The sequence below is a fragment of the Treponema primitia ZAS-1 genome (assembly GCF_000297095.1).
In the GTDB taxonomy this organism is placed as follows: Bacteria; Spirochaetota; Spirochaetia; order Treponematales; family Breznakiellaceae; genus Termitinema; species Termitinema primitia_A.
Map to the genome: position 1 here is coordinate 115,519 of NZ_AEEA01000019.1, position 24,855 is coordinate 140,373.

At 47.5% G+C, this 24,855-nt stretch carries 23 protein-coding genes; 12 read left to right on the top strand and 11 right to left on the bottom strand.

The window, feature by feature from the left end:
• The first annotated feature begins 4 nt into the window (after positions 1 to 4).
• The 5 genes from TPRIMZ1_RS0102595 (at position 5) to TPRIMZ1_RS0102615 (ending at position 3,517) form a co-directional block, all read left to right on the top strand.
• A complete protein-coding gene (locus tag TPRIMZ1_RS0102595; protein WP_010254262.1) occupies positions 5 to 811 on the top strand; it encodes a hypothetical protein in 807 nt (268 codons plus the stop codon).
• The gene (locus tag TPRIMZ1_RS0102600) at positions 808 to 1,206 is read left to right on the top strand and encodes an HIRAN domain-containing protein (protein WP_010254266.1); all 399 of its coding nucleotides are present in this window, start codon (positions 808 to 810) and stop codon (positions 1,204 to 1,206) included. The genes TPRIMZ1_RS0102595 and TPRIMZ1_RS0102600 overlap by 4 nt, the downstream gene beginning before the upstream one ends.
• Before the next feature lie 222 nt (positions 1,207 to 1,428).
• On the top strand, positions 1,429 to 2,535 hold the full coding sequence (locus TPRIMZ1_RS18300) for an SPASM domain-containing protein (RefSeq protein ID WP_010254272.1): 1,107 nt from the start codon (positions 1,429 to 1,431) through the stop codon (positions 2,533 to 2,535).
• 17 nt (positions 2,536 to 2,552) lie between these two features.
• Positions 2,553 to 2,996 carry a hypothetical protein gene (locus tag TPRIMZ1_RS0102610; RefSeq protein ID WP_010254275.1) on the top strand — a complete coding sequence of 148 codons (444 nt, stop codon included), beginning with the start codon at positions 2,553 to 2,555 and terminating at the stop codon, positions 2,994 to 2,996.
• Entirely contained in the window at positions 2,993 to 3,517 is a 525-nt protein-coding gene (locus tag TPRIMZ1_RS0102615) for a hypothetical protein (RefSeq protein WP_010254279.1), read from the top strand. The genes TPRIMZ1_RS0102610 and TPRIMZ1_RS0102615 overlap by 4 nt, the downstream gene beginning before the upstream one ends.
• Before the next feature lie 37 nt (positions 3,518 to 3,554).
• Here the strand turns inward: TPRIMZ1_RS0102615 and TPRIMZ1_RS0102620 are convergent, their stop codons facing one another.
• The 3 genes from TPRIMZ1_RS0102620 to TPRIMZ1_RS20670 are packed head-to-tail and all read right to left on the bottom strand — an operon-like array spanning position 3,555 to position 7,044.
• Positions 3,555 to 4,694, bottom strand: coding sequence for an HD domain-containing phosphohydrolase (locus tag TPRIMZ1_RS0102620; protein WP_010254286.1), 1,140 nt, complete (start codon positions 4,692 to 4,694; stop codon positions 3,555 to 3,557).
• Complete coding sequence (locus TPRIMZ1_RS0102625) at positions 4,691 to 6,874, bottom strand: methyl-accepting chemotaxis protein (RefSeq protein ID WP_010254288.1); 2,184 nt, start codon at positions 6,872 to 6,874, stop codon at positions 4,691 to 4,693. Before TPRIMZ1_RS0102625 ends, TPRIMZ1_RS0102620 begins: the two co-directional genes overlap by 4 nt.
• Positions 6,871 to 7,044 carry a hypothetical protein gene (locus TPRIMZ1_RS20670; protein WP_010254291.1) on the bottom strand — a complete coding sequence of 58 codons (174 nt, stop codon included), beginning with the start codon at positions 7,042 to 7,044 and terminating at the stop codon, positions 6,871 to 6,873. Before TPRIMZ1_RS20670 ends, TPRIMZ1_RS0102625 begins: the two co-directional genes overlap by 4 nt.
• A gap of 242 nt (positions 7,045 to 7,286) precedes the next feature.
• On the opposite strand from TPRIMZ1_RS20670, the gene TPRIMZ1_RS0102635 reads away from it, so the two are divergent.
• The 6 genes from TPRIMZ1_RS0102635 (at position 7,287) to murA (ending at position 16,785) form a co-directional block, all read left to right on the top strand.
• Positions 7,287 to 8,741, top strand: coding sequence for an extracellular solute-binding protein (locus TPRIMZ1_RS0102635; protein WP_010254299.1), 1,455 nt, complete (start codon positions 7,287 to 7,289; stop codon positions 8,739 to 8,741).
• A 204-nt stretch (positions 8,742 to 8,945) separates the two neighbouring features.
• Positions 8,946 to 10,181: a helix-turn-helix transcriptional regulator gene (locus tag TPRIMZ1_RS0102640; RefSeq protein WP_232616725.1), complete on the top strand. Its 1,236-nt coding sequence runs from the start codon at positions 8,946 to 8,948 to the stop codon at positions 10,179 to 10,181.
• 19 nt (positions 10,182 to 10,200) lie between these two features.
• Entirely contained in the window at positions 10,201 to 13,347 is a 3,147-nt protein-coding gene (locus tag TPRIMZ1_RS0102645) for a response regulator (RefSeq protein ID WP_010254305.1), read from the top strand.
• Between the two features lie 64 nt (positions 13,348 to 13,411).
• Positions 13,412 to 14,587, top strand: coding sequence for a Fic family protein (locus TPRIMZ1_RS18305; RefSeq protein ID WP_010254307.1), 1,176 nt, complete (start codon positions 13,412 to 13,414; stop codon positions 14,585 to 14,587).
• Between the two features lie 255 nt (positions 14,588 to 14,842).
• Positions 14,843 to 15,433 (top strand): diacylglycerol/polyprenol kinase family protein, encoded by a 591-nt coding sequence (locus TPRIMZ1_RS0102660; protein ID WP_038077677.1) that lies wholly within the window; start codon positions 14,843 to 14,845, stop codon positions 15,431 to 15,433.
• A gap of 71 nt (positions 15,434 to 15,504) precedes the next feature.
• Positions 15,505 to 16,785: a UDP-N-acetylglucosamine 1-carboxyvinyltransferase gene (murA, locus tag TPRIMZ1_RS0102665; protein ID WP_010254318.1), complete on the top strand. Its 1,281-nt coding sequence runs from the start codon at positions 15,505 to 15,507 to the stop codon at positions 16,783 to 16,785.
• 19 nt (positions 16,786 to 16,804) lie between these two features.
• Here the strand turns inward: murA and TPRIMZ1_RS0102670 are convergent, their stop codons facing one another.
• The 6 genes from TPRIMZ1_RS0102670 to TPRIMZ1_RS0102695 all read right to left on the bottom strand — a co-directional run bounded on the left by TPRIMZ1_RS0102670 (position 16,805) and on the right by TPRIMZ1_RS0102695 (position 22,324).
• Positions 16,805 to 17,440, bottom strand: coding sequence for a hypothetical protein (locus TPRIMZ1_RS0102670; RefSeq protein ID WP_010254322.1), 636 nt, complete (start codon positions 17,438 to 17,440; stop codon positions 16,805 to 16,807).
• 4 nt (positions 17,441 to 17,444) lie between these two features.
• Positions 17,445 to 19,286, bottom strand: a complete 1,842-nt coding sequence (locus TPRIMZ1_RS0102675) for a hypothetical protein (RefSeq protein WP_010254326.1) — start codon at positions 19,284 to 19,286, stop codon at positions 17,445 to 17,447.
• The gene (locus TPRIMZ1_RS0102680) at positions 19,283 to 20,263 is read right to left on the bottom strand and encodes a hypothetical protein (RefSeq protein WP_010254330.1); all 981 of its coding nucleotides are present in this window, start codon (positions 20,261 to 20,263) and stop codon (positions 19,283 to 19,285) included. The genes TPRIMZ1_RS0102675 and TPRIMZ1_RS0102680 overlap by 4 nt, the downstream gene beginning before the upstream one ends.
• A gap of 358 nt (positions 20,264 to 20,621) precedes the next feature.
• Entirely contained in the window at positions 20,622 to 21,317 is a 696-nt protein-coding gene (locus TPRIMZ1_RS0102685) for a PspA/IM30 family protein (protein ID WP_010254335.1), read from the bottom strand.
• Between the two features lie 21 nt (positions 21,318 to 21,338).
• Positions 21,339 to 21,740 carry a YbjN domain-containing protein gene (locus TPRIMZ1_RS0102690; protein WP_010254338.1) on the bottom strand — a complete coding sequence of 134 codons (402 nt, stop codon included), beginning with the start codon at positions 21,738 to 21,740 and terminating at the stop codon, positions 21,339 to 21,341.
• Between the two features lie 32 nt (positions 21,741 to 21,772).
• Positions 21,773 to 22,324 carry an STAS domain-containing protein gene (locus TPRIMZ1_RS0102695; RefSeq protein WP_010254341.1) on the bottom strand — a complete coding sequence of 184 codons (552 nt, stop codon included), beginning with the start codon at positions 22,322 to 22,324 and terminating at the stop codon, positions 21,773 to 21,775.
• A 245-nt stretch (positions 22,325 to 22,569) separates the two neighbouring features.
• Between TPRIMZ1_RS0102695 and TPRIMZ1_RS0102700 the strand changes: the two genes are divergently transcribed.
• Entirely contained in the window at positions 22,570 to 23,301 is a 732-nt protein-coding gene (locus TPRIMZ1_RS0102700) for an RNA methyltransferase (protein ID WP_010254348.1), read from the top strand.
• Here the strand turns inward: TPRIMZ1_RS0102700 and TPRIMZ1_RS0102705 are convergent.
• The gene (locus TPRIMZ1_RS0102705; protein ID WP_010254351.1) at positions 23,288 to 24,061 is read right to left on the bottom strand and encodes a WecB/TagA/CpsF family glycosyltransferase; all 774 of its coding nucleotides are present in this window, start codon (positions 24,059 to 24,061) and stop codon (positions 23,288 to 23,290) included. The two genes, TPRIMZ1_RS0102700 and TPRIMZ1_RS0102705, sit on opposite strands and share 14 nt — an antisense overlap.
• Positions 24,034 to 24,855 (bottom strand): RsmE family RNA methyltransferase, encoded by an 822-nt coding sequence (locus TPRIMZ1_RS0102710; protein ID WP_010254355.1) that lies wholly within the window; start codon positions 24,853 to 24,855, stop codon positions 24,034 to 24,036. Before TPRIMZ1_RS0102710 ends, TPRIMZ1_RS0102705 begins: the two co-directional genes overlap by 28 nt.

A 24,855-nucleotide genomic window follows, 5' to 3' on the forward strand; every position in this document is an offset into this window, starting at 1 on the left:
CAGCATGAACATGGTCCCGCATGAAGAATTCCAGAAACTTCTCTCAGAAATAAGCAAATTGCAGGATACATTGGCCTATCTATATTTTGAAAAGGATGAATTGCAATTCCAGACATGCAAAAATATCGAGATGGAATACATGCTTAAAATCGGTGTTCTGGAATACAATCTTTATGAAATAGAAACACAGATTTTGCGTATAAGACGCAAATTAGAATTGATCCGTCAAAAAATAAACCGCCAGGAAACATTTATTATTGAAGCAATAGAAAAGCAGTTGGATGTCGAGTATGAGGAGTATACCAAAAAGCTCAAAGCCCAATATGAAATTTTCCAAAATGCGCTCACCCGTAAAGAAAGCGGTTTTCTTGATAAGGATAAGGCCAAAGAAGTAAAAAAATTGTATGGTGTTATAGTCAAAAAACTCCATCCCGATTTATTGCCTGAACCTGACAATGCAAAGAACGAACTTTTCCTTAAAGCGGTGGAAGCCTATAAAAACGGGGATTATGAAACCCTTTCCGCAATCAGTCTCATGGTAGACAAACCGGACCCGCAATCCACAAACCCCAGCACCATGGAAGAACTGAAAAAGAAACACTCCTCCTTGCAGGAGCGGATTATCAATATCACGGCCATTATTGCGGATATAAAAAGGTCTTTTCCCTATGATCAGATTGATTTCCTAAATTCTCCTGAACTGGTTGAGCAGAGAAAAAACGAACTGACTGAAAAAATCAATGAGTATAATACTGCCTACGGCCAATACGAACAAAAATTAAATGAATTAACAGGGGGTACTACCCAATGAATGATATCATTAAACTCGATGAAACAAATATTGCAAGCATCCTTCATAGCGGGGGTATACTCCAAGCAGCCGGAAAGCCCTTTGTCAAACAGATTTATTTGGTAGACGCACATATCGCCGGAACCATGTATGTTGATAACATTGATGAATTAGAACCAAATCTTGTGGTGGGTAAGAAATTAAATTTTTTCCGGGAACCGGATAACCCCCATGACAAACTCGCCATTGTAGTAAAAGATGACCAGGGCAATAAAATCGGCTACATTCCTCGTAATAAGAATGAGGTTTTAGCCAGACTTATGGATGCCGGAAAATTGATTTATGGAACCATCCATACAAAGGAATATCAAGATGATTGGCTTAATGTTTCCATGCAAATTTATTTGGATGATTAGGAAGTGGTAAAAATCCGGAAGAATGAAAGGAAGGTATTACTCAATTGACAAAAATAGGCGGTGAAAGAATTGAACTTCTCGATCCGGTATATTAGACCGGTGTAATCAAACCGATATACGAACTACCTTTACAACAGGTGTAGGACGGGAATTGAACCCGCATAAACTGGACCCGCAATCCAGTGCGTTGACTTGTGGAATGGTTTTATTTATAATAAAAAAATGGTCGCCAGGAAACGGAATGCCGATATCAATTCATTTTCTACTCAGATTAAAGGAGATTGGAAATACTTTAATTCATCGGACTATAATTATCGTTTCAATCTTAAAAACGGCTATTTTGCCCGTTGGGGTAAATTATTAGATGATGATCCTTCATATTCCTGTTTTGGTCCTGAAATTGCGGATATAGAGATAAGTACTATTTGTGGAGGTATAGTCAGTTCTGATGATGTTAATGGTATTCATTGTCCATACTGTTATAAATCCAATACAGATAAGGGTAAGAATATGGCCTTCGGCTTCTTCAAGAAGATAATCGAAAGGATAAATACAAATAATCAGCTTACACAGGTTGCTTTTAGTTTAGGCGCTACAGGAGAAGAGAATCCGGATCTTTGGAATATGTGCGTATGGCTGCGAGATCAGAACATTATTCCTAACGGTACAGTTGCCAATGTTACTGAAGAGACCGCCAAAAAAATAGCTGCCCATTTTGGCGCCTGCGCGGTGAGCAATCATTTTTTAACCGCTGTAAATGGTAACAATCTTTGTTATGATAATATAGAACGCCTCTCTGATGCCGGCATGAAACAGGTAAATATCCATTATGTTATTGCCCGCGAAAGTTTAGAAAATGCCTTTCAAGTACTTCAGGATATTAAAGTTGACAAACGTCTTAAAGGGTTAAATGCCCTGGTCTTTTTATCTCTTAAACCAAAAGGAAGAGCTTTAAATAATGATTTTCATCAGATTGACCCTGATAAATTCATCGATTTGATACGAACCGCTTTGTCCATGAATATCAGCATAGGCTTTGATTCCTGCGCCTTTCCAATATTTGCTGAAGCTATAGAGGACTTGCCTAACAGAACAAAGCTGCTTATGATGGCTGAAGGCTGTGAATCCTTCGGGCGCTTTTCATTGTACATAAATGTTGACGGTCGCTGTTTTCCTTGTTCATTTTGTGAAAATGAAGCGAGCTGGGGGAAAGGTTTTGATTTACTGGCAACTGATTTCATGGAAGATATTTGGAATAGCCGCGAATTTGGAGAGGGCCGAAAGATACTGTTAAAGAACAATGGAACTTGTCCGGTATTTAAAATCTAATAAGGCGGGGGTATGATATGAAAGTTAGAACGGGTTTTATTTCCAATTCTTCATCTTGTAGTTTTATTATTAATCGAAATTCTGTACCCAAAGAAAAAGTTGAACTAATAAAACAATATGTAAATTGTGGAGACCTTGATAAATGCAGGGAAAGCTCAACAAGATGTATAGGCTGCAGGGATGATTTCTGGGAGTATAATGATCAATGCTGGGGAATTGAAATAAACGATGAAACCATCTCCTGTCAAACCAGCATGGCTAATTTTGATTTATATTCTTATATTACCCGTGTTTTGGAAATAAATCCCCGTGATATTATTGTGCAGGAAGATGAAGGAATTAATTTATGGGATTACCACTCAGGTAGTACTTTTGAAGAAGCGAAAAAGCGCAGGGACGAACAATTGAATAGAATGCGTGAGTTTATAGCAAGTCTTAAAACGAAAGAAGGCGCTGAATGAAATTCCGCAATGGTTTTGTGAGTAATAGCAGCAGTTCATCATTTATAATTTGCTCAAAAAACAAAGACAAAGAATTTATAAGAAACCGGCTGGCAGAACTTTTTCAGTTTAGCAAAGCGTCACCCGGCAAAGTATTTACCGATGATGACGATGTGGATTTTCTGTCACATATAATGGCAGATGAATATCTTGATCCCCATGGAGATGCAGAAATTGAACGATACTATTCGTGGAATGAATACGCTCACCATTTACACGAGGAGTATTTTTTTGGGCCTGAAGAAGATTTTGATAGATACCTAAAAGACTATGCCGACATTGAAACTCTTTTTAAAGAAGGCTTTATCGTTTTTGAGGGTTCTATGCCTGATTATGGAATGGGAGGTTCAGCCATGCAGTATTTTCTACGCTTTAGAAAATACTGCCGTATTGAAAACGATTTTGGATTTATTCAATGTGATGGGGGGGATGCCCCTGGTATTGCTAAAGCTTTAAAAGAACGGGAAGAAAGGAATCGTTAAACAAAAGCGCTCCTGGGTATGTACCCTTCGTCCCGAATCATACAACTGCGGCATAGTTTGCTATTTCCGATAAGCCCTCCTTTTTCCAGCTTTGGTTTATTTCGCTGAACTCGTCGGCGATACCGGCAAACAGATCCGTCAGGACCGGATCAAAGTGGGTTCCCCTGCCGTTCATAATAATATTTACGGCTTCTTCATGGGTAAGCGGCGCTTTATAGGGCCTTGTGGAAATAAGTGCGTCATATACATCTGCTATTGCCATAAGCCGGCCCTGCAGCGGGATGTTCTCTCCCGATAAGCCGTAAGGGTATCCGGTTCCGTTCCATTTCTCATGGTGGGTTCCGGCAAAGATCTTGGCGTGCTTGAGGAAACTGCTTTCCGGGGTATGCCGCTCAATTTCATCAATGATCTTTACCCCAAACACGGTGTGGTTTTTCATCATGTTGAATTCCTCATCGGTCAGCTTTCCGGGTTTGAGCAAAATATCATCCTTGATGTGGATCTTACCCAAATCATGTAATTGGGAAGACCGGAGCAGAAAATCCCGGTTCCAGGATTGAATTTCCTCAAGGTACATCTTCTGCCCGATCAGAGAGTCAAGGAGAATTTCCAGATACCTCCGGGTACGCTCCACATGGCCTCCGGTGATCTCATCCCGGCTTTCCACCAAATCCGCCACCGTTTTTAAAACCGAGTTCTGCATATCCAGAACCATTTTAGTGAGGTTACTGTTATAGAACATGAGTTCCTTCTTCTGGAATTCTACCAAAAGATGGAGTTCAATCCGTTTAAGCAGCAAGGGAGGGGACAGGGGCTTGGAGATATAGTCGATGGCCCCCAGATTCAAACCTTCCAGTTCGCTTCCGGTATCGTTCTTGCCGGTAAGAAAAATAACCGGTATATTCGCAGTAACAGTGTCGTCCTTGAGTTTTTTTATTACTGCATAACCGTCCATCTCGGGCATATCAATATCCAGCAGTATTAAATCCGGGGATACCCTTTTAAGGAGTATAAAAAGTTTTTCGCCTGAAGGAACGGTAAAGATATTGTACTTTTCTCCCAATGTAAAACTGCCCAGAGTTAAGGTGGTGATATTGTCATCCACTAAAACAATTTTTTTCGTGAGTTGTCCATTTTGTTTTGGGTTCTCCCGGCCCCAATAGTATAAATCTTTCATGCGACTTTAAACTTCTCCACCTCAGCTACAAGGGTGTTGATTTGCTCTCGGTTATCTACACTGATTTCATTGACCCGGTGTACGGCCACGTTAATCTGGTTTGCACCTGCGGCCATCTCACTCATCCCGTTGGAGATTTCCTGGGTTACCCGTCCAAGATTTTCGCTTTCGGTTATAACTTCCTTGCTGCCTTCGAGCATTTCCATAGAACCGCTCTTCACCATCAGGGTAATTTCGTTCAGCTGGCCGACTGCTTCCAGGATCTGCCGGCTTCCGGTTTGCTGTTCTTCCATGGCGTCCTTGATGTTTGAAGTCTGATCCGATACGGTTTTGACTTCCATATCAATAGTTTCAAATTTGTTTAACGCCATATTCGTAGAACCGACGATCTTTTCGATTCCTTCCTTTATCTTTACAAGAACTTCGGATATGGTCTTTGACTGTGTAAAGGAAGATTCGGCAAGTTTGCGGATCTCATCGGCTACCACCGCAAAACCTTTTCCCGCAGCGCCTGCATGGGCAGCCTCAATGGCGGCGTTCATGGAAAGAAGATTAGTCTGGGCCGATATGTCCTTCATTACCGCGTTAATCTGCAAGAGGCCCATGGATTCCTTGGCAATTTCCTGTATGTCCATGGAAACGGTCTGTACCGCGTTCCTGCCCAGCTGTGACGATTCGGCAAGATGCTGAACATTTTCTGCGTTCCTGATCAGGGTTTGGGTAACACTTGAGATGTTGGCAAGCATTTCCTCAATGGCCGAAGAAGACTGTGATACGCTGGCGGACTGGTCCTCCACGTGGTTATTCAGCTTGTCAATGTTCGTTGTTACCTGGCTCATGGTAGTACCGGTCTGGATAACACTGGCGGACTGATTAATGACCTGCCCCTTAATACTCTCGATATTGGAAGTAATCTGGTTAACCGCCGCCGCAGTCTCGGTCATATTGGAAGCGAGTTCCGTACCGATGGTGGAAAGGGCGGAAGTCTGGTTTTTAATGGTAATTACCAGATTTTTTATCTTGTCCAGGGTCAGGTTAAAAAAATGAGCCATGGCGCCGATTTCATCGTTGCTTACCACATTGAGCCGTTTGGTAAGATCCCCTTCACCTTCGGAAATATCCTTAAGCATGTCGGAAATCCTTACAATGGGCTTTGTTACGCTTGAGGCCACAAAGTAGATGATCACCGCCGATACTACCATAAAAATCACCGCGATAAGAATGGTAAAAATAGTCATCTGCCGTATATCGGCCAGTATGGTCTCTTCAGAAACTGACATCATGATGGTCCAAGGATTGGCGGAAGTACCGATAGCTATCGGATAGAGGACCATGCGCAGATTCATTTTTAACACCGGGGAGAATTCCCGCAGGTGGGTTATTTCCCCGTTTTGTATTGCTTCGTAGGCCAGGTCGATTTCGTTGGCGTAAAGAGCAGCGTCGGCTTCGTGCATATCCTTGCCAACCCGTTCCGGCACAATGCTTGCCAGGACAGTCCCGTTTTTGCTGTATACCGACATGACATCAATCTCATTGTTATTTTTGATAATATTTTCTACATAACCCTGCAATCCGTCGATGATAACATTGATGCCTACTACCCCAACTACTTCATTTGACCCCTGGGCAATAACGGGCACAGAGATATTAAAGGTATAGGCGGTCTTTCCGTTCACGATCTGGGCTTCAGGTTCGTAAACTTCTTCGGCGGCTATCATGGTTACGGATCGATAATTCTTCCAGGTTTTATACTCGATCTCTCCTGAAGCGCGGCTGTACCATGCGGCGTACTGGCCCTTGTCGGTATATCCGGTCTGTCCGGCAAATTCGGCGTCCATGCCGTCCAGGGCATCGGGCTTCCACACGGAGTAAATACCGATAAAGTTGGGATTCGCCTCCAGAATGGCTTTCATGGTTTCATTGTATCTGGTGCGCCGTACCGATATATCCACCGACTTGTAATCCCCCATGACATTTGCCAGGGTCTTCGCGGTTTGGAGGTAGATTTCCTCCCGGCGCTGTATGTCCTTTGCCTGCTCCGCAGCCAGGCGTTCGGTACTCTTGAGAGCCGTCACCATCTGGGTAGCTGTGGCCTTGTTAAGCAGAACGATAGATATGGTGGCTACGACAGCTACCAAAACGGCGATGACGATTATACTTAACCTGATTTTAAGTTTCATAATTCTCCTCCGATAAAATTCGTTAATTTGCCAAGGACCCCATGGGTCCTCTTTTCAAAAAAGTTATTTTCATGACCGGACTTATTATATTTGGCAAAAAGAACTTTAAAATGAAGTCCCCTTTCCCTTACTATAATAATTTTTTTAAATATCAAAATATTGCTGTTCATTTTCACTCCCTTTGAACCGGTAATGGTTCCCCTGAAATTGCTTTATGACGCTTACCTCCTTCATGAAACTCATTACTTGATTTCTATCCCAAATGCAGAAGCTGCACAGCGGTACGTTTTTATCATTTTTTGAAAAAACGAAAAAAAGGTTTTTTTGATATGAACGTACCGGATGATTTAAATGAAGCTGATATGATCGTATCATGGTGGAAATCCTGTTTTTAAAGGGGGTATAGCTGATTTTGCGTAGTTTTGATATACTTTTAAGTATGGTGAGTAAATCCGGAAAGCTCGGCCATCGGCAAAGGGGATATTATACTACTTATCCTATAGATTTACTAGTATATATAAGCTTTTTTACCCTGGTCATTTTTTTTCTGTCAGGCTGTCAAAATCCCGATCGGCCCAGCCCAAAAAATCCGGTAAGCCTTACCGTATGGCATACCTATGTACGGCCCATGGACTTCGGTTTTAAGACGTTGGTGGACGAGTTCAACGATACTGTCGGCAAACGGGAGGGGATTTTTATCACCGTTACCTCCACCGCAGATGCGCCGAATCTGAATGAAAAATTGTTTGCGGCAATTGAGGGTGATCCCGGCGCACCGGAAATCCCCGATATGGCAGTGGTGTATCCTCCGATAGCGGCTGCCCTTGCCAAAAAGGGGCTTGTAATGGATTTTGCTTCCCAATTCAGCGCTGATGAAATTGCCCGCTATGTAAACGATTTTGTGCAGGAAGGAACTATAAACGACACACTCTACCTGCTGCCCATTTTAAAATCCACCGAAGTCCTGTACCTCAATAAAACCATATTTGACCGGTTTGCCGCCGAGGTTCCCGGTATTAGCCTCCTGCAGCTTGAAACCTTTGAAGGTATTGTCGAAGTGGCGGAAAAATACTATCAATGGTCGGGAGGTAAAACCTTTTATTTTCCCGACCTTTTATTTAATTATACGATGATCGGCATGGAACAGATGGGTGAACATTTTGTGCAGAACAGGAAACTCAGGGTAAGCTCCCCGGCTTTCGAGCGGATCTGGAATATTTATTACGAGAGCGCCGTCAGGGGATACGCTGCAATTTTTAACAGCTTTGGTAACTATTTAGCCATGACCGGTGAAGTGGTCTGCGTTACCGGTACCTCTGCGGCGGCCATCTATTATCCCGATTCTATTACCTACAAGGATAATACCAAGGAAGCGTCGGAATTTATCGTATTACCCTTTCCCGTTTTTAAAGGCGGGGAAAAAGTCGCGGCCCAGCGGGGCGCCGGTATGTGTGTCATAAAGTCCACCCCGGCAAAGGAATATGCCGCCGCCCTGTTCCTGAAATGGTTTACTGCGCCGGAGCAGAACCTCAGGCTTACCGCGTCTACCGGGTATATCCCAGTAACGAAGCAGGCCTTTAAGGATGTCATGGAAAATGGCCTCCGGACTATTGAAAATGCCATGGTAAAAAAGGCCTTCCTGACCGCTCTGGCCATGCAAAAGGAATATCGGTTTTACGTCCCCCCGGTATTTGACGGCTTTGACGTACTGCAGAGCCAATATATAGAAGAAATTCAAAAAATTGCAAAAGTCGCCCGGGAAGAAAGAATACAGAAAGGCATAAGCAGCGATGCGCGGGGAACTGCGTTGCAAGTGGCGCGGAACAAGCAGGATCTTGCCGCGTTTATTGCCGTCTTTGGGAATTAAAATATGCAAGAATTCTCCGCCGAACGTCCGAAGCCCAAAAGTTCTCCTCCGGAAATACAAAATGAACCGGAAATAAAAAAGGAAAGGGCGGCTTTTAGGCAGCGCTTTTTTCTGTCCCTTATTCCTATTGCGTTCTATACTCTGGGTTTAGTGGTATTCATAATCCTGCTTTTAAACGGGGTAATAAATTACGGCAGTAAAGAAGTGAAAGAGCAAATCTTCCGGGAGCGCCACCGTATTGCCCTGGATCTGGAACGGCGATTGGGAGATGTTGTCGTGGATTCCATACAGTTTTCCCAAACCCTTGCGCGGAATATTGAAAATCATCTGCGGTTTTCGGAACTTAGCATGGCTGAGTTGTCCTATCATCCTGATATTCTTGAAATAATAGCCGATGACGAGCTTGACCTGGTTCTTTTTGCCCTGGACAAGGCAAAGGTGTCGGGGGTGTTCGTAGTACTTGATACAACCGTTAATCCCTATATTGAGGGGGCGGATATCTCCCATTCCGGCTTCTTTATACGGAACACGGAACCGGTTGTACCAAGCAGCTCTTATAAATTGTTTCTCCGGGGTTTTGCGGATCTTGCATATCAGAAAAATCTTTCCATGCTGTCAAATTGGAGGCTGGAATTTACTATTACGTCAGACAGGGACTTCTATACGGCGCCCAAGGCAAGCTACCAGGAGAATCCTTCCCTGCCCCTCGCCCGTTCCTATTATTGGACCTTTAACGGTCTCTTTGGCGAGTATCGAGAAGAAGAACCTACCATACTCTGCAGCATTCCTATCATCAGTTCACAGGGAGAGTTCCTGGGTGTATGCGGGTTCGAAGTAAGTACCATGAATTTCAGGGCTATCCATAATTCCATTACCGATCCCTATCCGCGGCTCCTCGGTATATTCGGCCCACACAATGGAAAAGAATTTGAAGGCGGGCAGTACTTTCTCTCCGGAAGCAAAGGCGACCGGCAGTTTACGGATTTTGTTTTTTTGGATAATGTCGAAACCGTCAAACTCTATCCCGGTAATTCCCCCTATACGGACAAGATGATGGCCGTGGCGCTGGGTATGCCCAAACAGGATTATAACCGGATGCTTTTTTCCCATAACGGTATTCTTTTGGTAATTCTCCTTCTCCTGGGCGGCGGGATATTCATCCTTTCATTATTGCTTAACCGCTACTACCGGAAATCCTATAGCGAGCAGCTTGCAAAACTCCAGGGGCAACTCGTCCGTGTACCCCCCGATTTTGACAAATTCGGCCTTTCCAAACGGGAAAAAGAAATTTGTACCCTTCTGCTGAAGGGCTATACCATCAAAGAGATAGGCGCTGAGCTTTTCATTGCCTTTGCCACCGTGAATAACCACTGCCAGAATATTTACCGGAAGCTGGATATCAATAGTCGCCAGGAATTGTTTTTGAAATTTGGATCTTAACTGAAGCAGGAGGTATTTTATGAAACCCAAGCTGATAGTCCAAGAAAATTACAAACAGTTGATATTTGTTATTCTTGCATTCCTGGCAATGGTCCTCATCAGTTCCTTTTTTGCCGCCGGGATAGTAGAAAAATATATGGCCACCACTGCGGAGGGCATACTGAGTACCGCAGAAACCATAATCGAATCGGAATTCAAGGAAGCGGAAGTTTCGGTGCTCAATACCGCCTTTTCGGTCCGCAGCCGGCTGCAGGCAGGCCAGTCCCCCGAGGAAATAGGACAATACCTCATCGAACTGACCGATTGGCTTAAAACACCCCTGGGGGATACGGATTTTATAAGCCTTTACGGGCTTTTCGACGGGAAATTTGTGGACGGCAGCCGGTGGATACCGCCGGAAGATTACCGGCCCGGGGAGCGGCCCTGGGTTATTGCAGCCAAAGCGAATGAGGGCAGCGTGACCTTTACTGTTCCGTATCCGGATGCCAGGGACGGCACGGTCATTATCAGCGCTTCAATAGCCCTACGGGGAACGGACGGGAAAGATTACGGGGTTGTCTCCTACGACATGGTACTCAATAGTATCTCCGAATATGTCAAGGGCCTTCACTTTTCCAAGAGCGGCTACGGTATGCTCATGGGCCCTGACTTTGTATTTATCGCCCACCCCGACGAGTTCTATTTGGGCAGGAAAATGCAGGAACTGAGCGAAGGGCATGCGGCAATTGTGGACACCCTTCAGACAGGCGGTCGGATTTCCAGGGTAAACCTGACGAACAATCAGGGGGTTAAGGTTGTTGCCCTTTATCAAAAAATGAAAAACGGCTGGTATATCGGCATTGCAGATCCAATGGAAAGTTATTACCGGGATGTCAATTTTATGATTCTGGTACTGTCCATTGTGGGCGCCATCCTTATGGCGATATTGTGCTACATCCTTATCAAATTAAGCATGGCAAAGATCCGTTCCGACGAGGAAAATAAAAGCAAAACTTCCTTCCTCGCCCGTATGAGCCATGAAATACGCACCCCCATGAATTCTATTTTGGGTATGTCGGAAATTATACTGCGCAAGAATATTTCCGGTGAAATTTTTGAATACATTTCCATTATACGCCAGTCGGGGAATACCCTGCTTTCCATCATCAACGATATCCTTGATTTTTCTAAAATAGAATCCGGTCATGTTCAGATAGAATCAAAGGATTATTCCTTTGCCGCCCTCATAAACGATGTGGTCAACGTAATCCGGGTGCGCATGGTGGACAAGCCTTTGGATTTTTTTGTAACCCTGGACAGCAATATCCCGGCGGTACTTCAGGGTGATGAAGCGCGGATCAGGCAGATACTGATCAATCTGCTCAACAATGCGGTGAAGTATACCCGGCAAGGTCATATCGCCCTGGATGTGGGAATGAAACGGATTGGCCCCCACAAAATAGATCTTGTGTTCCGGATCAGCGATACCGGTATCGGTATAAAAGCGGAGGATATGAAGGATCTGTTCAACGATTTTATCCGGGTAGATGTGGATCGCAATCAGGGTATCGAAGGAACCGGGCTGGGTCTTACCATTGCCAATAACCTGTGTTTGGCCATGGAAGGGGGGATCACCGTATCCAGTGAATACGGCAAGGGTTCGGTCTTTACCGCTACGATAGTTCAGATATTTTCTGATGACCGGCGTATTGCCTGGGTGGATAATCCTGAAAGTAAAAAGATTCTGGTATTTGAAGAACGTCCTCTTCATGGTGACTCTCTGAAAAGCGCCATGGAAAATCTCGCCCTCAATCCTGTGTATGCATCGGATCTTGCTGCTTTTAATAAAGAATTGGGGGAGGGTGATTATGCATTTGCCTTTGTCTCCTCCCGCTATGCCATGGACTGTATCCCAATCTGGGGCAAGCGGGGTAATTCTATGCAGCTGATCATTATGACGGAACTGGGGGAAATAGCGGTCTACCGGGAGACAGGCAGTATTCTTATGCCTATCTATTCGGTTATCCTTGCGAATGTTCTGAACGGTGTTGTTACCAAGGGTTATTCTTCCTATGACGGAGATGCCCATTTTACCTTCCCATGGTCGAAAATATTGATTGTGGATGACATTCCTACTAACCTTCGGGTGGCCGCAGAATTAATGGCCCCGTACCAAATGCAGATTGATACCTGCCAAAACGGCGCCGATGCAGTACGGATGGTAAAAGATAAGCGCTACGATCTGGTTTTTATGGATCACATGATGCCCGGCATGGACGGGATCGAAGCGGTGTCGCTTATCAGAAAAATCAACGCCGCTGATAACTACTATCAGAATTTACCGGTTGTCATGCTTACGGCCAATGCGGTATTCGGCCAGCGGGAGATTTTTCTGGAAAATGGCATCAATGATTTTCTTGCAAAACCTATTGAAGTTCAAAAATTAAATGCCATTTTGAAGCGGTGGATCCCCGAATCAAAACGCAGGGAAGCCAATATCCTCGCCGCAAGTCAGGATAACGAAAAAGCGGCGTCCATGGATATACCCGGGGTTCTTGTCGCCCGAGGGCTTGCAAATACCGGCGGTACTTTTGCTGTCTACCTTGATATCCTTGCTGTTTTTTGCCGGGACGCTCTGGAGCGATCCGATGAGATAAAGGAAGCTGTGGAGAAAAAGGATTACCGTTCCTATACCACCCTGGTTCATGCCCTGAAAAGCGCCGGCCGCAGCATTGGCGCCTACGACTTTGGAGACAGCGCGGCTGCTCTGGAGGAGCTGGGTAAAGCGCAACTTGCGGCGGGAATAGCAGAAAGGACGCCTCAATTTCTGGAAGACCTAAAGACCCTTACCGTCAATATTTCCGAATTTATTGCCAAGGCTTCCGCTGCAGTGGAAACCCTCAAGGAGATTGATATTTCAGCCCTTCATTTTGAAGCCCTGAAAGAAGCCCTGGTAAACATGGATATTGAAACGGTCAATAAAATCATGCTGGAATACAGTGTTATGCCCCTGGATTCCCATACCAAGGATCTGGTTAACAAAATTAAAGAGGATATCCTGCTCTTTGAATACGACAAGGCTGTGGAGAAGATCCAGGCGATGTTTAAGGAGGAAAATAAAAATTATACTAAAATTTATAGTAAAAATTTACAGTTAATTCTTTATAATACAATGAAATATATATAATCTTTAATTATAAATTTTTTAAATATTTTTTGATATTTTTCATTAAAGGACTATAATGTAGGTAATGAAAAATTCCCTTGAATATATCGCATTTAAACGTACATGGACCGTAAACGAGCGGATTGCCAACCTCTTGGGTCAATGTTATGCCTATATCCAAGCAATTACCAATACCCCCATCCGTCCGGATTATTTCCGAAAATTGCTGTTAGTTTCCCTTCGCCGGGGCGCCCTTGCAACTACTGCCATTGAGGGTAATACGCTGTCCGAAAAGGATCTGGACCAGATTGAGGCCGGCAATGATTTGCCGCCCAGTAGGCAGTACTTGCAGAGGGAGGTCCAGAATATTCTGAACGCCTTTAATTTATTGCTTGCGGAATTAGGACATGATAAAAAAGCGGAGATGATCACCGTCACCTTGATAAAAAGGTTTCACGAGATGGTTGGCAAAGATTTGGGCGATAGTTATGGAGACCCAGGGCATTTCCGCAGGAAAAATGTTACGGTTGGCAATTATCGTCCGCCCAACTTTGAACAGGTGGAAGAACTGATACAAATATTTTGCGACTGGCTTTTCAAAGAGTTTCATTATGCCAGCGGCCAAAATTTTGATGAGACCATAATACAAGCTATTGTTTCCCATATTTATATGGTTTGGATACATCCCTTCCTGGATGGAAATGGAAGAACCGCCCGGCTTCTGGAATTTTATCTCCTCCTCCGGGCCGGGGTTCCCAACATCGCATCCCATATTCTTTCAAATCATTATAACAATACACGGGATGATTATTATCGTCAGCTTCAAAACGCCTCGGAGACCGGAGATTTAACCGGTTTTATACAGTACGCCCTGGAAGGATTCAGAGATGGTTTGGAACACGATGTTTTAAAGGTTATCCATGATGATCAAATAGATATGACCTGGAAAAATTATGTCCACGATATCACAGAGGATCTGCAAAAAACCGAGGGGAAAAATGAGAAGATTATTAAACGTATAAGACAACTTGCATATTATCTTCCTGCAAATATTTTTTTGACTATAAATCAAATAAAGGATGTGGATATTCATATTAATCAGGTATATGGAGGTCTAACCAGGCCAACTTTGAAAAGCGATCTGGAACTTCTGGTAACGCATAAGTTACTTATAGAGGCGAATGGTAAATATTGCAGTAATAAAGAAGCCCTGCATATGTTTATGCCGGAGACGAGTGCCGGGATAACGAAGCATTATTAATGGACGTAATTTATAAAAATATGGGTTAAATCATAGTACTTTATGAATATACCCTGTATGTTTTTTAATACGATTTCAGTACCCATGGCCTTCCGAATAGATTTCACCTTTTTTGTAACTCCTTACCACATAACAAAATAGATAATTTTTCCTATGTATTAACCAACATGGCACGGTACTTGCTAGTATTATAGTATGGAAGGGATGAATCTTACTAAAAATAGTTTTAGCATTTCTCGTTTAATTGGGTTTGATATGGAGACTTCTGAGCTCCAGGAAATAAAGACTGAGCTTGTCCGGAAATCCATGCATTTTCTTATTGCCCTTAGCCCCAGTATGGCATCCCTAAACCGGCCCCTCACGGCGGCGATCCTCATGGTGGGGACCCTGTTCTATGCCGTTATGGAGACCCTCCGGCTTGCCGGTATTGAGGTTCCCCTGGTGTCTTCCCTTACCAGTATGGCTTCCCGGCCGCGGGACCGGGATCGTTTTGTGCTTGGACCGGTTACCCTGGGCTTAGGCGCCTTGCTTGCGCTGCTTCTGTACCCCTCCCCGGCGGCGTCCATTGGCATTTATGCCCTGGCTTTTGGCGATGGCTTTGCCAGCCTTATCGGTAAAACCTTCGGCAAGCATCGCCCCGATTTTATGTTGGGTAAGAGTATCGAAGGGTCTCTGGCTTGTTTTGGTGCGGTGTTTGTTACCGCCTATGGCGTTTCCCGCAGCTTTAAGGTGGCCTTTATAGCCGCCATGACCGCGACCCTGGTGGAAGCCCTCCCTCTAAAGGATTATGACAATATTGCCCTGCCCATAAGCGTTGGTTTTGTGGTGCAGATGTTCATCCTATAAGAAAAGCGTAAATCAGCATAAATTCTCAATTTTCCTTTGACATAAACTTGTCTGATGGGTACAGTCGACATATGAACCAATACTTCATTGAAGGCGGTGTTCCCATCAGCGGGACTATCCGGGCCAGCGGTAATAAGAACGCCGCCTTGCCCTGTATTGCCGCCGCCCTCCTTTCCGACGAGCCGGTGATACTCCGGAATATTCCCGATATCGAAGATGTCCAGGTGATGCTTTCCATATACCGGTCCTTTGGCGGGGCCGTGGAAGTCTTGGGGCCGAATGCCTACCGGATGAAGCTGGAGAATATTAGTTCCTCCGAGGTGCCCCTGGAGTATGCGCGGAAAATCCGGGCGTCCATCCTTTTTGCGGGGCCCCTTTTGGCAAGGACCGGGAAGGTGGTGCTGCCGCCGCCCGGGGGAGATGTTATTGGCCGCAGACGGCTGGATACCCACTTTCTGACGCTTACCGAATTGGGCGCCCAGGTGGAAATTAACGATGCCTTTAACTTTACCGCCACGGAGCTTCGTGGGGCGGATATTTTTCTGGACGAAGCTTCGGTAACTGCCACGGAAAATGCCGTCATGGCTGCGGTTCTGGCCAAGGGGGAGACCATCCTGACCAACGCCGCCAGCGAGCCCCACGTCCAGGACCTTTGCCGTATGCTCAGCGCCATGGGCGCCCGGATCGACGGCATAGGCTCCAATATCCTCAGAATAAACGGTGTAACAAAGCTTTCGGGCTGCGACTTTGAGATTGGCGCGGACTTTATGGAGGTGGGTTCCTTCATCGGCCTTGCGGCGGTTACCGGGGGGGAGCTCTCCATCGAAGGTCCCCGTTTCCAGGATCTGCGGCCCGCAAAGATTGCCTTTGGCAAGCTGGGGATAGTCTGGGAACATGAGGGAACTACCCTCCATGTTTCCAAAAACCAGGAGATGGCGGTGAACTGCGACCTGGGTGGGATGATTCCCAAGATAGACGATGCGCCCTGGCCGGGTTTTCCCCCGGATCTAACCAGCATTATTACGGTGGTGGCAACCCAGGTTACCGGTACGGTTCTGGTTCACGAGAAGATGTTTGAATCCCGGATGTTTTTTGTGGATAAGCTCATCGGCATGGGCGCACGGATTGTGCTCTGCGATCCCCACCGGGCGGTTATCTCCGGACCTGCAAAGCTGGCGGGGTCGGAACTGCAGAGCCCGGATGTGCGGGCCGGGATGGCCATGGTTATCGCGGCCATGTGCGCCGAGGGTCGGAGCGTTATCCGCAATGTTTATCAGATAGAGCGGGGTTACGAAAACTTAGTGGCGCGGCTTTCTTCCCTGGGCGCCAGGATCCGGGGGGTCGAGGACTGAGCGGACTAAATTTTTTCGTTCAGGGATCTATTTTGATGGGGATATAGTCAGGATCCAGCGCCTGGTGGATAAAACCTGCCTCCCTCAAGGCCTGTTCCCCCTGGGCCAGGGATTCCAATTCCTGCCCCAGCAGCTTAATATCCCCGAACCTGGAACGCCGGGCGATTAAACTTTCCGCCAGGAGATCCGGGTTCAGCCGCTCCGTCATGGAAAGGGCGATCCTACAGAAGATTTCCATTTTGGGAAGAGCCGGGGAACTCCTGGGGAAAATATACGTGGCACTGCGGATTACCCGTTCGGAAATAAGTTCCGCCCTCTGGCTTTTACCCGGCACAGCTTCCGGAACCGGCGGAACCTCTCCGGCGGATTCCCGGTGAAATAGCAGCCCCGGTTCGGCAGGCCTGACGGACTGGGAAACGATTATGGTCCCCAGGGCACAATAGGCAGTTAAACCTGGTATGCCCTCATCAAAATCAATTTTTCCGGGCGCCTCAAAATAGCGCGCTATTTTTCTGTTTATACAAAACTGACCGATTAATTGCTGTATTAAACACCCTACAAAAGAGCCAATCAGGATTCCGGTTATCCCTCCAACGGCTCCGACAATCGCCCCCAGGAGGGGGCCTATCCAATTTTTTACAGACGAAAATTTCATTGTACTATCCATGTTGGGATGCTAAAAATATCAGGGACATGATGAAACAGAGCAATGCCCCGGCGACAGCGATTATGATGGCGGCGGAAAATCCCAGGGAAAGGAGCATCCAGAGCTCCAGGATATTGGAAATTCCCCGGATTAAATCTATCATCCAGTTGAAGACCAGCGGGATAATTACCAGCATGGGGAACCCCAGGTACCGGGGCTTCGTTTTTGCCCGGAAGCGCCAGCCTATGATGATAGCCAGAATGGAAAGGTATAAAAGGCTTATCGGATCGGAAATACGGCGCATAATTTCCGCTTGGAATACCTGCGGGATATACCCATAGTTTCCAAAATCCCTGCCCATGGCTAGGATATCCACCAGGAAGAGGCTGTCCACCCTGCGGCGGGCTTTGGAAAGCCGCAGGAAATGTTCGTAGGTGGTATCCAGGGCTATCTGAGCATCCCCCAGGTCGGAATGTCCCGGACCGGTCCATAGGGGCTCCCACCGGATCGTTTCATCGTACCGGCTAAGGGCTCGCAGCAGGATAAGCAGCCTGGGCTTTCCCTGGACCGTCATGGGGATAAGCTTGGCATACCGGGCTTCCATCTCGTATAGGGGCTGGTTGTTTCCGTCAAAGGCAACAATCTCAAGACCGATGGCGTAGGAAAAATCCGGGTAGGTCATGAGGGAGTCGGCCCGCATTACGACCCGACCCCCGGGAGTTCCTGCGGACGACTGACCAAGCGCCTGGGCCGTGGGTACCAAGGGGATGGAGAATACCGCTCCGGTGAGGTTTTCCCCTATGCCCGCCTCTATTTCATCAATAAAGAAGGCAACCCCGGTGGTTCCCTGCTCGCTCATATCGAGGAATTTAGCCACATCCGGATCTTCCGGGCTTAGTTCAGCAAGCTCCCTGAAAATATAATAAGCCCGGATCCAGTCACTGGAAACCATGGCCTCGTACCCTTTCCGCTTAAGATGGTACAGGGAATAGTTTTGGGCTTCACGAATGCCGGGCTCCATGGAAGAGACGGCGTTCCAGGCAAGACTTGCCGTCCGGGCAGCTTCCTGGGCTTCAATACTCCCCGCCCTGGCTAATTGGGATGCCAGGGTGGCAAGCCAGTGGGCGTCATAGTACCGTTCTTCGGCTAAGGCCGCTTTGGCCAAGTTCAGGGCCTCCGAGGCATCCCGAAGCGCCTTCCGTAGTTCAGCCAACTCGCCTTCCCGGTTTGCGGACCCTGGTCCCGAAGCCGGCCGGATACCACTTCCCAAGGCGCCTCCGGAAAACCGGACCGTCTCTATCCCTACGGTGACCGTTGCCCTAGCCTGGTCCATAACGGAACTCAGGGGCCATATATTTTCACAGATTGCGAGAAAATGGGATGCTTCCTCCCAATTTCTTTGTGCGGCGGCTATTTCTGTCCTCTCCTTAGCCATTTTGAATAGTTCGCCCTTAAAGCGCATATTCGATTGGTATTCCTGGGCAAGGGGAAAGGCGATAAAGAACAAAAGCCCGTAGCATGCGGCGGCGATTATAGCAGCAAGGATAGCCCCCTGAATATTTTCGATAAATTTTGGAGAGAACCGGGGGAAATTCTCGTCTATATCCGTTTTAAATCCAAAGGGAATAACCAGGGATGCCATGGTCAAAGCCGGAAAGAGACCGATAAAATCCAGGACACCCTGCGTAAAACGCCACGGCAGGGAAAAGTACTCCAGGGGGATCGCCCCGCCGGGGAAAATAAAGCGGTAGGCCACCACAACGACAAAGGAAACCACGATATAGATGATAAAAATTCCTACTTTGTTTCCGGCGAATTTCCCCGCAGAGGAAACAAGACTCTCCCGGTTTATCATGGGCGCCCCTCCCGCCGCTTCTTCCGGCGCGGCTCATGGCCCCTCCCGATCCGGCCACGGACCAGGCTGCCCAGGAATGTATACAGAAGGATAAGCAGCGCGAGTCCGATAAAAATAACAGGACTTATTATGGAGGCGTCTATCCGCTTGTCAAAAAAATTGAGGATAAAGTCCTGGACGATCCGGGAATCGACGAAGGTTTGAAACGCCAGGATGCCTCGAAATACCAGGGCGCCGGAAAAGAGATTCGCCAGGGGCCAGGAACTGAGATCCAGCACAAAGCGGAGGGACACCAGCAAAAAGATAAGGGCGCCCCCATAAATAGCGAAGGGAATGAGCCCCTTACCTAGTCTGGTTTCAAACTGATTCGCCACCAGGGCTGAATCAACGAGAAAACCATTCATCAGGTAGGATTCCTCATCCCTGAAGGGGGCCGGTGGCAGGGCTATGATGGTATTATTAGGCCCCGAAGGTACCTCCTGGTAAATCAAAGGGCGCCCGGGGATTGATACCATCCGGGGACTTCCCGCTTCACCGGGATCCCCCAGGACCACCATTACCGTATCCCCCTGGGAAAGAATAAGCCCTGGGGCGCCCAGGGTTTTCAGCTTTTCGCCGGATCGGCTTGATGAAAACAGAGGTAATTGGAGAGTATTATCGGATTTAAGATGGAGGAGACCCAGGGATACCCCCAGGGCAGCGCCGCCGGCCAGAATAAAGAGGCAAAAAATAGCCGCGGGCATGGGAATAGCCTGACGGGCGGTATAACTAAGGCTTATCAGGATAGAAATATATAGGATCAGGGGCACTATTTTCTGGAGGGCGGAAAGAAATTCCCGCAATTCCACCGGGGAGCCGATAGGAATGGTCCGTGCGGCATCTAAGGTAAGCTGCATGTACCTGAGAACCCCACCAAGAATAAGGGCTACGATAAAAGTGAGGCTAAAAAAGAGCACCAACCGTGCTATGTTTTTCATTACCTCTAGCCTAGCATGAGAAATCCCGGTTTGCAACATGGGGGAAAAGCCTTCCGGGCACTTATCCTATACACAGTTTATGCACAGAGGAACACTTGGTGATTTTGCATGGGTTTTTAGGCGGGTGGGGAAAATTTAGATAACTCTAAACGGAAAAAACATTAAATATAGTAAATAAAATATATAATTCCTTGTATTGTATAGAATTATAAATCAAACTATAAATCCCGGATACATAGGAAAACCGGCGGTGTATAAAAACTGATACACCATCTTTATAATTCCCAGGGTATCAACAATTTATCCACAGGTATTTAACACAATACGGATTAGTATTATTCGAGAACTTCTCGGAGATTTATTCGGTTTTTTCCGGTAAAGCTTTCATTTTTTCTTTTAGCTCCAGGAGCATCAGATCCGCAGTATCATCCGACTTTTCCAGTTCGGCAAACTTCTTTTCCAGGTCGTTATTGGCGGAAAGATCCTCCAGCTCCTTAGCTGCATCCGCCTGGGCTTCCAGTTGGTCCACCTTCTGGGCTATACGGTCAAAGGCGTCAAAGGCGGTTCGATTACCGGTTACGCTGGACATGGTGCTCTGGATCTTCTGCTGGGCTTCCGCGCGCTTGGCCCGGGCTATAAGTAAGTTCTTTTTCCGCTGGGCCTCGTCAATTTTGCTCTGCAGTTCCTTCAGGGATATTTTAAGCTTATCCACCGCCGCTTTCTGGGCTTCCCACTGTTTACGGTACTCCGCCGAAGCGTTTTCGTATTCCTGCTTACGGAGCAGGGCTTCCCGGGCCAGGTCGTCCTTGCCCGCCCGAACCGCCAACATGGCCTTCTTTTCCCATTCCTGGGCCAGGCCTTCCTGGTTTGCGGTTTCTCGCTCAAGCTTTTTTTCGTCCGCAATGGCCATGGCCACCGCTTTCTTTGATTCAATGAGCTGGGTATTCATATCGATCAGAAGCTGGTTGAGCATTTTTTCCGGGTTTTCGGCCTTATTTATTAGATCATTCACATTTGAAGAAACAAGGGTTTTTAATCTTGAAAAAATTCCCATAGTATCTGACCTCCCGCCAAATTATCGGTATTGAGCAAGCAACGGATAATGCTGAATCAGGGCAAGACTAAAGGCGTCAAGGGAAGCCCGGAATTCAGTATAATCCATGGTATCGTATTCCAATGTATCAATTAAAACTATTTTGTTCTCCTCCAGGGCATAGGCGCCATGCACTAAATCGCTGGCGTTGAGCTCCAGGAGCTTGGTGAACAGTTCGAGACGGTTTTCCTTGGGGGCGTCCATTACCACCACCCTAAAAACTACCAGGGGTTCGTTCAGGGCTACCGCCACCCCTTCCATACCGTGTTCCTCATCATCAATAAGCCAGACATTTTTGCCAATTTCCTGATAGGTAAACATGAGGTCGATAAGGTACTGTTCGATCTTATTCTCTCCGCGGGAAACTTCGTTATAAGTTGCCATGGGATCTCCGATGGGTAAAATATGAATCAGGTCTAACCGAGGAATACCTGTCCCGAATTATCAATAGCCAGGATGGTTTTACATTCGGAACATCGGAAACGGCCAGGTTTCAACGCCTTAAGTTTTTTGGAACAAATGGGGCAGGAGAAAACCTTTGGGAAGAGTGAAAGCTGCTCTCCGGGTACGCCGCTGCGGAAGAAATTAACCGAATCATCAAGGTTATCCTTAATATTGAAAAACTGGGAGAACCCCAACAATTGGAATACTTCGTACACCTTGGGCTGGATTTCCAGCAGAACCAGATCACCGCCCCTGGGCTTTACGGACTTGAGGAAGGCGGTAAAAGACCCGATACCGGTGGAGGAAACATAGTTAAGCCCCCCGCACTGGAACACCAGACGGATAAATCCCGCATCAATGGCCTTGGCCACCCGCTTTTGGAAATAATTTGAATTATACGTATCGATATAGCCGGAGAGGTACAGAACAAGGCACCCTTCAACCTCAGATATTTTTTGTAGTTTTATCTTGAGGCTTTCGTCCTTTTCGTCATCGAACCCGGATACGATCTCGTTGTTAGTCATGACGCTCCCTTCGCCCAAAATCAACTCCCTATAACTTCGTTGACATAACCCACCGGATATTCCGGCATCGGCCCTTAACACTCTAATATATCATATTAGCTCGTTATGGCTTTGTCAAACCTCGTTATTCATTTAAGATTTCCTATCAATATATAGCATATTACAATACCGGTTCATCGTCAACCGCTAAAATTGGGGCAATTTCTACGCTTCCCTATCTCCGAAAAAAACGGATAAAATAACCCATGAATCTCTCGGATCTGGTGATAATTCTCTGCCGCCCCTCAGAACCGGGAAATGTGGGGGCAGTTTGCCGGGCTATGAAGAACATGGGCCTTACCCGGCTGCGTCTTGTAGCCCCGGCGCCTGGCGCTAAAACATCCTGGGATGACACTGTGCTGCTGGCCCGGGCGGTTCATGCGGAGCAGGTCTGGGAGGATGCGGAAACCTTCGACACCCTGGCCGCCGCCGTGGAGGACCTTTCCCTGGTAATCGGAACCACCCGGCGCCGTGGTCACCATCGGAAAGCGGTAACCCAGACCCCGGAGGAATGCGCCGCCTTCCTGAAATGCCACCCCGGCCCGGCAGCCCTGGTTTTTGGCAACGAGCGTACCGGCCTTGAGGATGCGGAACTCAACCTTTGCAATCTGGCCTCCCACATCCCTGTGGACGATGCCTTCCCTTCGCTGAACCTTTCCCATGCGGTCCAGATTTATGCCTACCAGCTCTTCCGTACCCTGGACCCCCGCCCTTCCCCGGTGGCAGGAACCTGGGTACCCTTAGACCGGATCAGCCAGGATGCCTTGGTCAAGTCGATAAGCGATTCCCTAGCCGGCCTGGGCTTTTACAAACAGCGGGGCCGGGAAGAACAGGAGCGGTTCCTCCGGGACGTTTTTGCCCGGGCGGGACTGACCGCCGATGAGGGGCGGTATCTGGGGAATATCTTTGCAAAAGCGGCGAGACTTAGTTCTTCTTAAACACCCGGTAAATCAAAAGCAGTATTTTATAGTAAAAATAAGGGAACAGGCGGAGAAAACGGAGGGGGTGCTGGAAACAGTAACCGAACCATTCAAGGCCCCGGTCAAAAACCGCGCGGGAGGGGCGCTTTTTACGTTCCGCAAAGACATCGAAGATATCGCTGCACCAGAGCCGCAGGCCGGAGTTGAGAAGGTTGGTGTTTCGGGCAATCCACCGTTCTCCGCCGTGGACCCCCTTGCCGATGAGCAGCAGCGAGGGGGAGGCTTTTCGTATGGCTTCCAGTATGGTGTTTTCGTCCTGGCGCTTGAAGTTGCCCACAAAGCGGCCGACTATCCGGAGTTTCGGGAAGGTTTGGCGTATGTTTTTTTCGGTTTTTTTGAGGATCCGTGGTTTTGCCCCTAAAAGGTAGACCGATAGTTCCCGGTTTTCCAGGATAGTCAGAAGGCTGATGATAAAATCAAAGGGCATATACCGTACCGGAGATTTACCGGTTAAGAACCGGGAACCGCCGATTAAACTTTTCGAAATGGGGAGGATCAGGGCGGCTTTTTGTACAAAGTCCCGGTATTCGTTAGCCCCCCGTGCCCGCAGCAGATCCCAGAGGGACAGGAGGACGATGTGTTTGCCCTTAATACGCCCATCCTTCTCCGGGGCGAGCAGCTCATAAACCTTTTCGGTTAATGCTTCCTGGGGCACTATATCTAGGGGAACCTTTAGGACGTTAATCCGCTCTATCGGTGCGGTGTTGTCAGAGTCCACGTTGTACTCTCCAAAAGAATGATCCGAACCGCCGCTGCCGCATAGAGAGCGGCGGTCTCGGTCCTCAAAACGGTATTTCCTATAACCAAGGCTTTGAATCCCGCCGTCAAAAACCGGGAAACCTCTTCCGGGGAAAATCCTCCTTCAGGGCCTATTGCGAGGACAACCAGATCAGGATTAATACTAAGATAACCATGGAATCCGCTCTGTGCAAGGGGTACGGCGGGACCTATAGGGTCCTGATGGAGGATGATCCCCAGCGGGCGTAGGGCCCGTTTTTTTACGGTTTCCCAGTAATCCAACAAAGCCTCCATCGTACAGGGGGGAGCAATTTCCGTAGCGGTGGAGGAACCGCTCTGCTGCCGGGCTTCCTTAATAATCCGGCGCCACCGTTCCACCCGTCCTGCCCCCTCGGCCTGGGGTATGGAATAATCGGAGCTAAAGGGACGGATTTCGGCAATGCCGCCCTCGACAGCCTGGCGGACTATGAGATCCAGCTTGGCGCCCTTGGGCAGAGCCTGGAACAAAATTATGGGGGGCAGGGATGTTTCGCCGATCGGCGTCCGGTTGATCTGCTCTCCGGGGTGACATTCCCCGGTAAGGCAGTTATCAGACACAGACTGCACCAGGACCCGGACTTCGCTGCTAAGGCTTTCGGCGCCGACTGGGAGAAGGGCATTAAAAACCGCCCCCTCCTTTAAGCGGCGGACCCGGACCAGATAATGAAAATCCTTGCCGGTTAGCCGCACTATCCCCTGGGAATCCGGAAGGGAGGGTAGGATGAACAGTTTCAC

Coding starts and splice junctions, on each gene's coding strand:
- TPRIMZ1_RS0102685 (WP_010254335.1), bottom strand. CDS start 21,317: ATGGGAATTTTTTCAAGATTAAAAACCCTTGTTTCTTCAAATGTGAAT.
- TPRIMZ1_RS0102690 (WP_010254338.1), bottom strand. CDS start 21,740: ATGGCAACTTATAACGAAGTTTCCCGCGGAGAGAATAAGATCGAACAG.
- TPRIMZ1_RS0102625 (WP_010254288.1), bottom strand. CDS start 6,874: ATGAAACTTAAAATCAGGTTAAGTATAATCGTCATCGCCGTTTTGGTA.
- TPRIMZ1_RS0102610 (WP_010254275.1), top strand. CDS start 2,553: ATGAAAGTTAGAACGGGTTTTATTTCCAATTCTTCATCTTGTAGTTTT.
- TPRIMZ1_RS0102600 (WP_010254266.1), top strand. CDS start 808: ATGAATGATATCATTAAACTCGATGAAACAAATATTGCAAGCATCCTT.
- TPRIMZ1_RS0102670 (WP_010254322.1), bottom strand. CDS start 17,440: ATGAAATTTTCGTCTGTAAAAAATTGGATAGGCCCCCTCCTGGGGGCG.
- TPRIMZ1_RS0102615 (WP_010254279.1), top strand. CDS start 2,993: ATGAAATTCCGCAATGGTTTTGTGAGTAATAGCAGCAGTTCATCATTT.
- TPRIMZ1_RS20670 (WP_010254291.1), bottom strand. CDS start 7,044: ATGAACAGCAATATTTTGATATTTAAAAAAATTATTATAGTAAGGGAA.
- TPRIMZ1_RS0102660 (WP_038077677.1), top strand. CDS start 14,843: ATGGAGACTTCTGAGCTCCAGGAAATAAAGACTGAGCTTGTCCGGAAA.
- TPRIMZ1_RS18300 (WP_010254272.1), top strand. CDS start 1,429: ATGGTCGCCAGGAAACGGAATGCCGATATCAATTCATTTTCTACTCAG.
- TPRIMZ1_RS0102675 (WP_010254326.1), bottom strand. CDS start 19,286: ATGATAAACCGGGAGAGTCTTGTTTCCTCTGCGGGGAAATTCGCCGGA.
- TPRIMZ1_RS0102680 (WP_010254330.1), bottom strand. CDS start 20,263: ATGAAAAACATAGCACGGTTGGTGCTCTTTTTTAGCCTCACTTTTATC.
- murA (WP_010254318.1), top strand. CDS start 15,505: ATGAACCAATACTTCATTGAAGGCGGTGTTCCCATCAGCGGGACTATC.
- TPRIMZ1_RS0102695 (WP_010254341.1), bottom strand. CDS start 22,324: ATGACTAACAACGAGATCGTATCCGGGTTCGATGACGAAAAGGACGAA.
- TPRIMZ1_RS0102595 (WP_010254262.1), top strand. CDS start 5: ATGAACATGGTCCCGCATGAAGAATTCCAGAAACTTCTCTCAGAAATA.
- TPRIMZ1_RS18305 (WP_010254307.1), top strand. CDS start 13,412: ATGAAAAATTCCCTTGAATATATCGCATTTAAACGTACATGGACCGTA.
- TPRIMZ1_RS0102620 (WP_010254286.1), bottom strand. CDS start 4,694: ATGAAAGATTTATACTATTGGGGCCGGGAGAACCCAAAACAAAATGGA.
- TPRIMZ1_RS0102645 (WP_010254305.1), top strand. CDS start 10,201: ATGAAACCCAAGCTGATAGTCCAAGAAAATTACAAACAGTTGATATTT.
- TPRIMZ1_RS0102700 (WP_010254348.1), top strand. CDS start 22,570: ATGAATCTCTCGGATCTGGTGATAATTCTCTGCCGCCCCTCAGAACCG.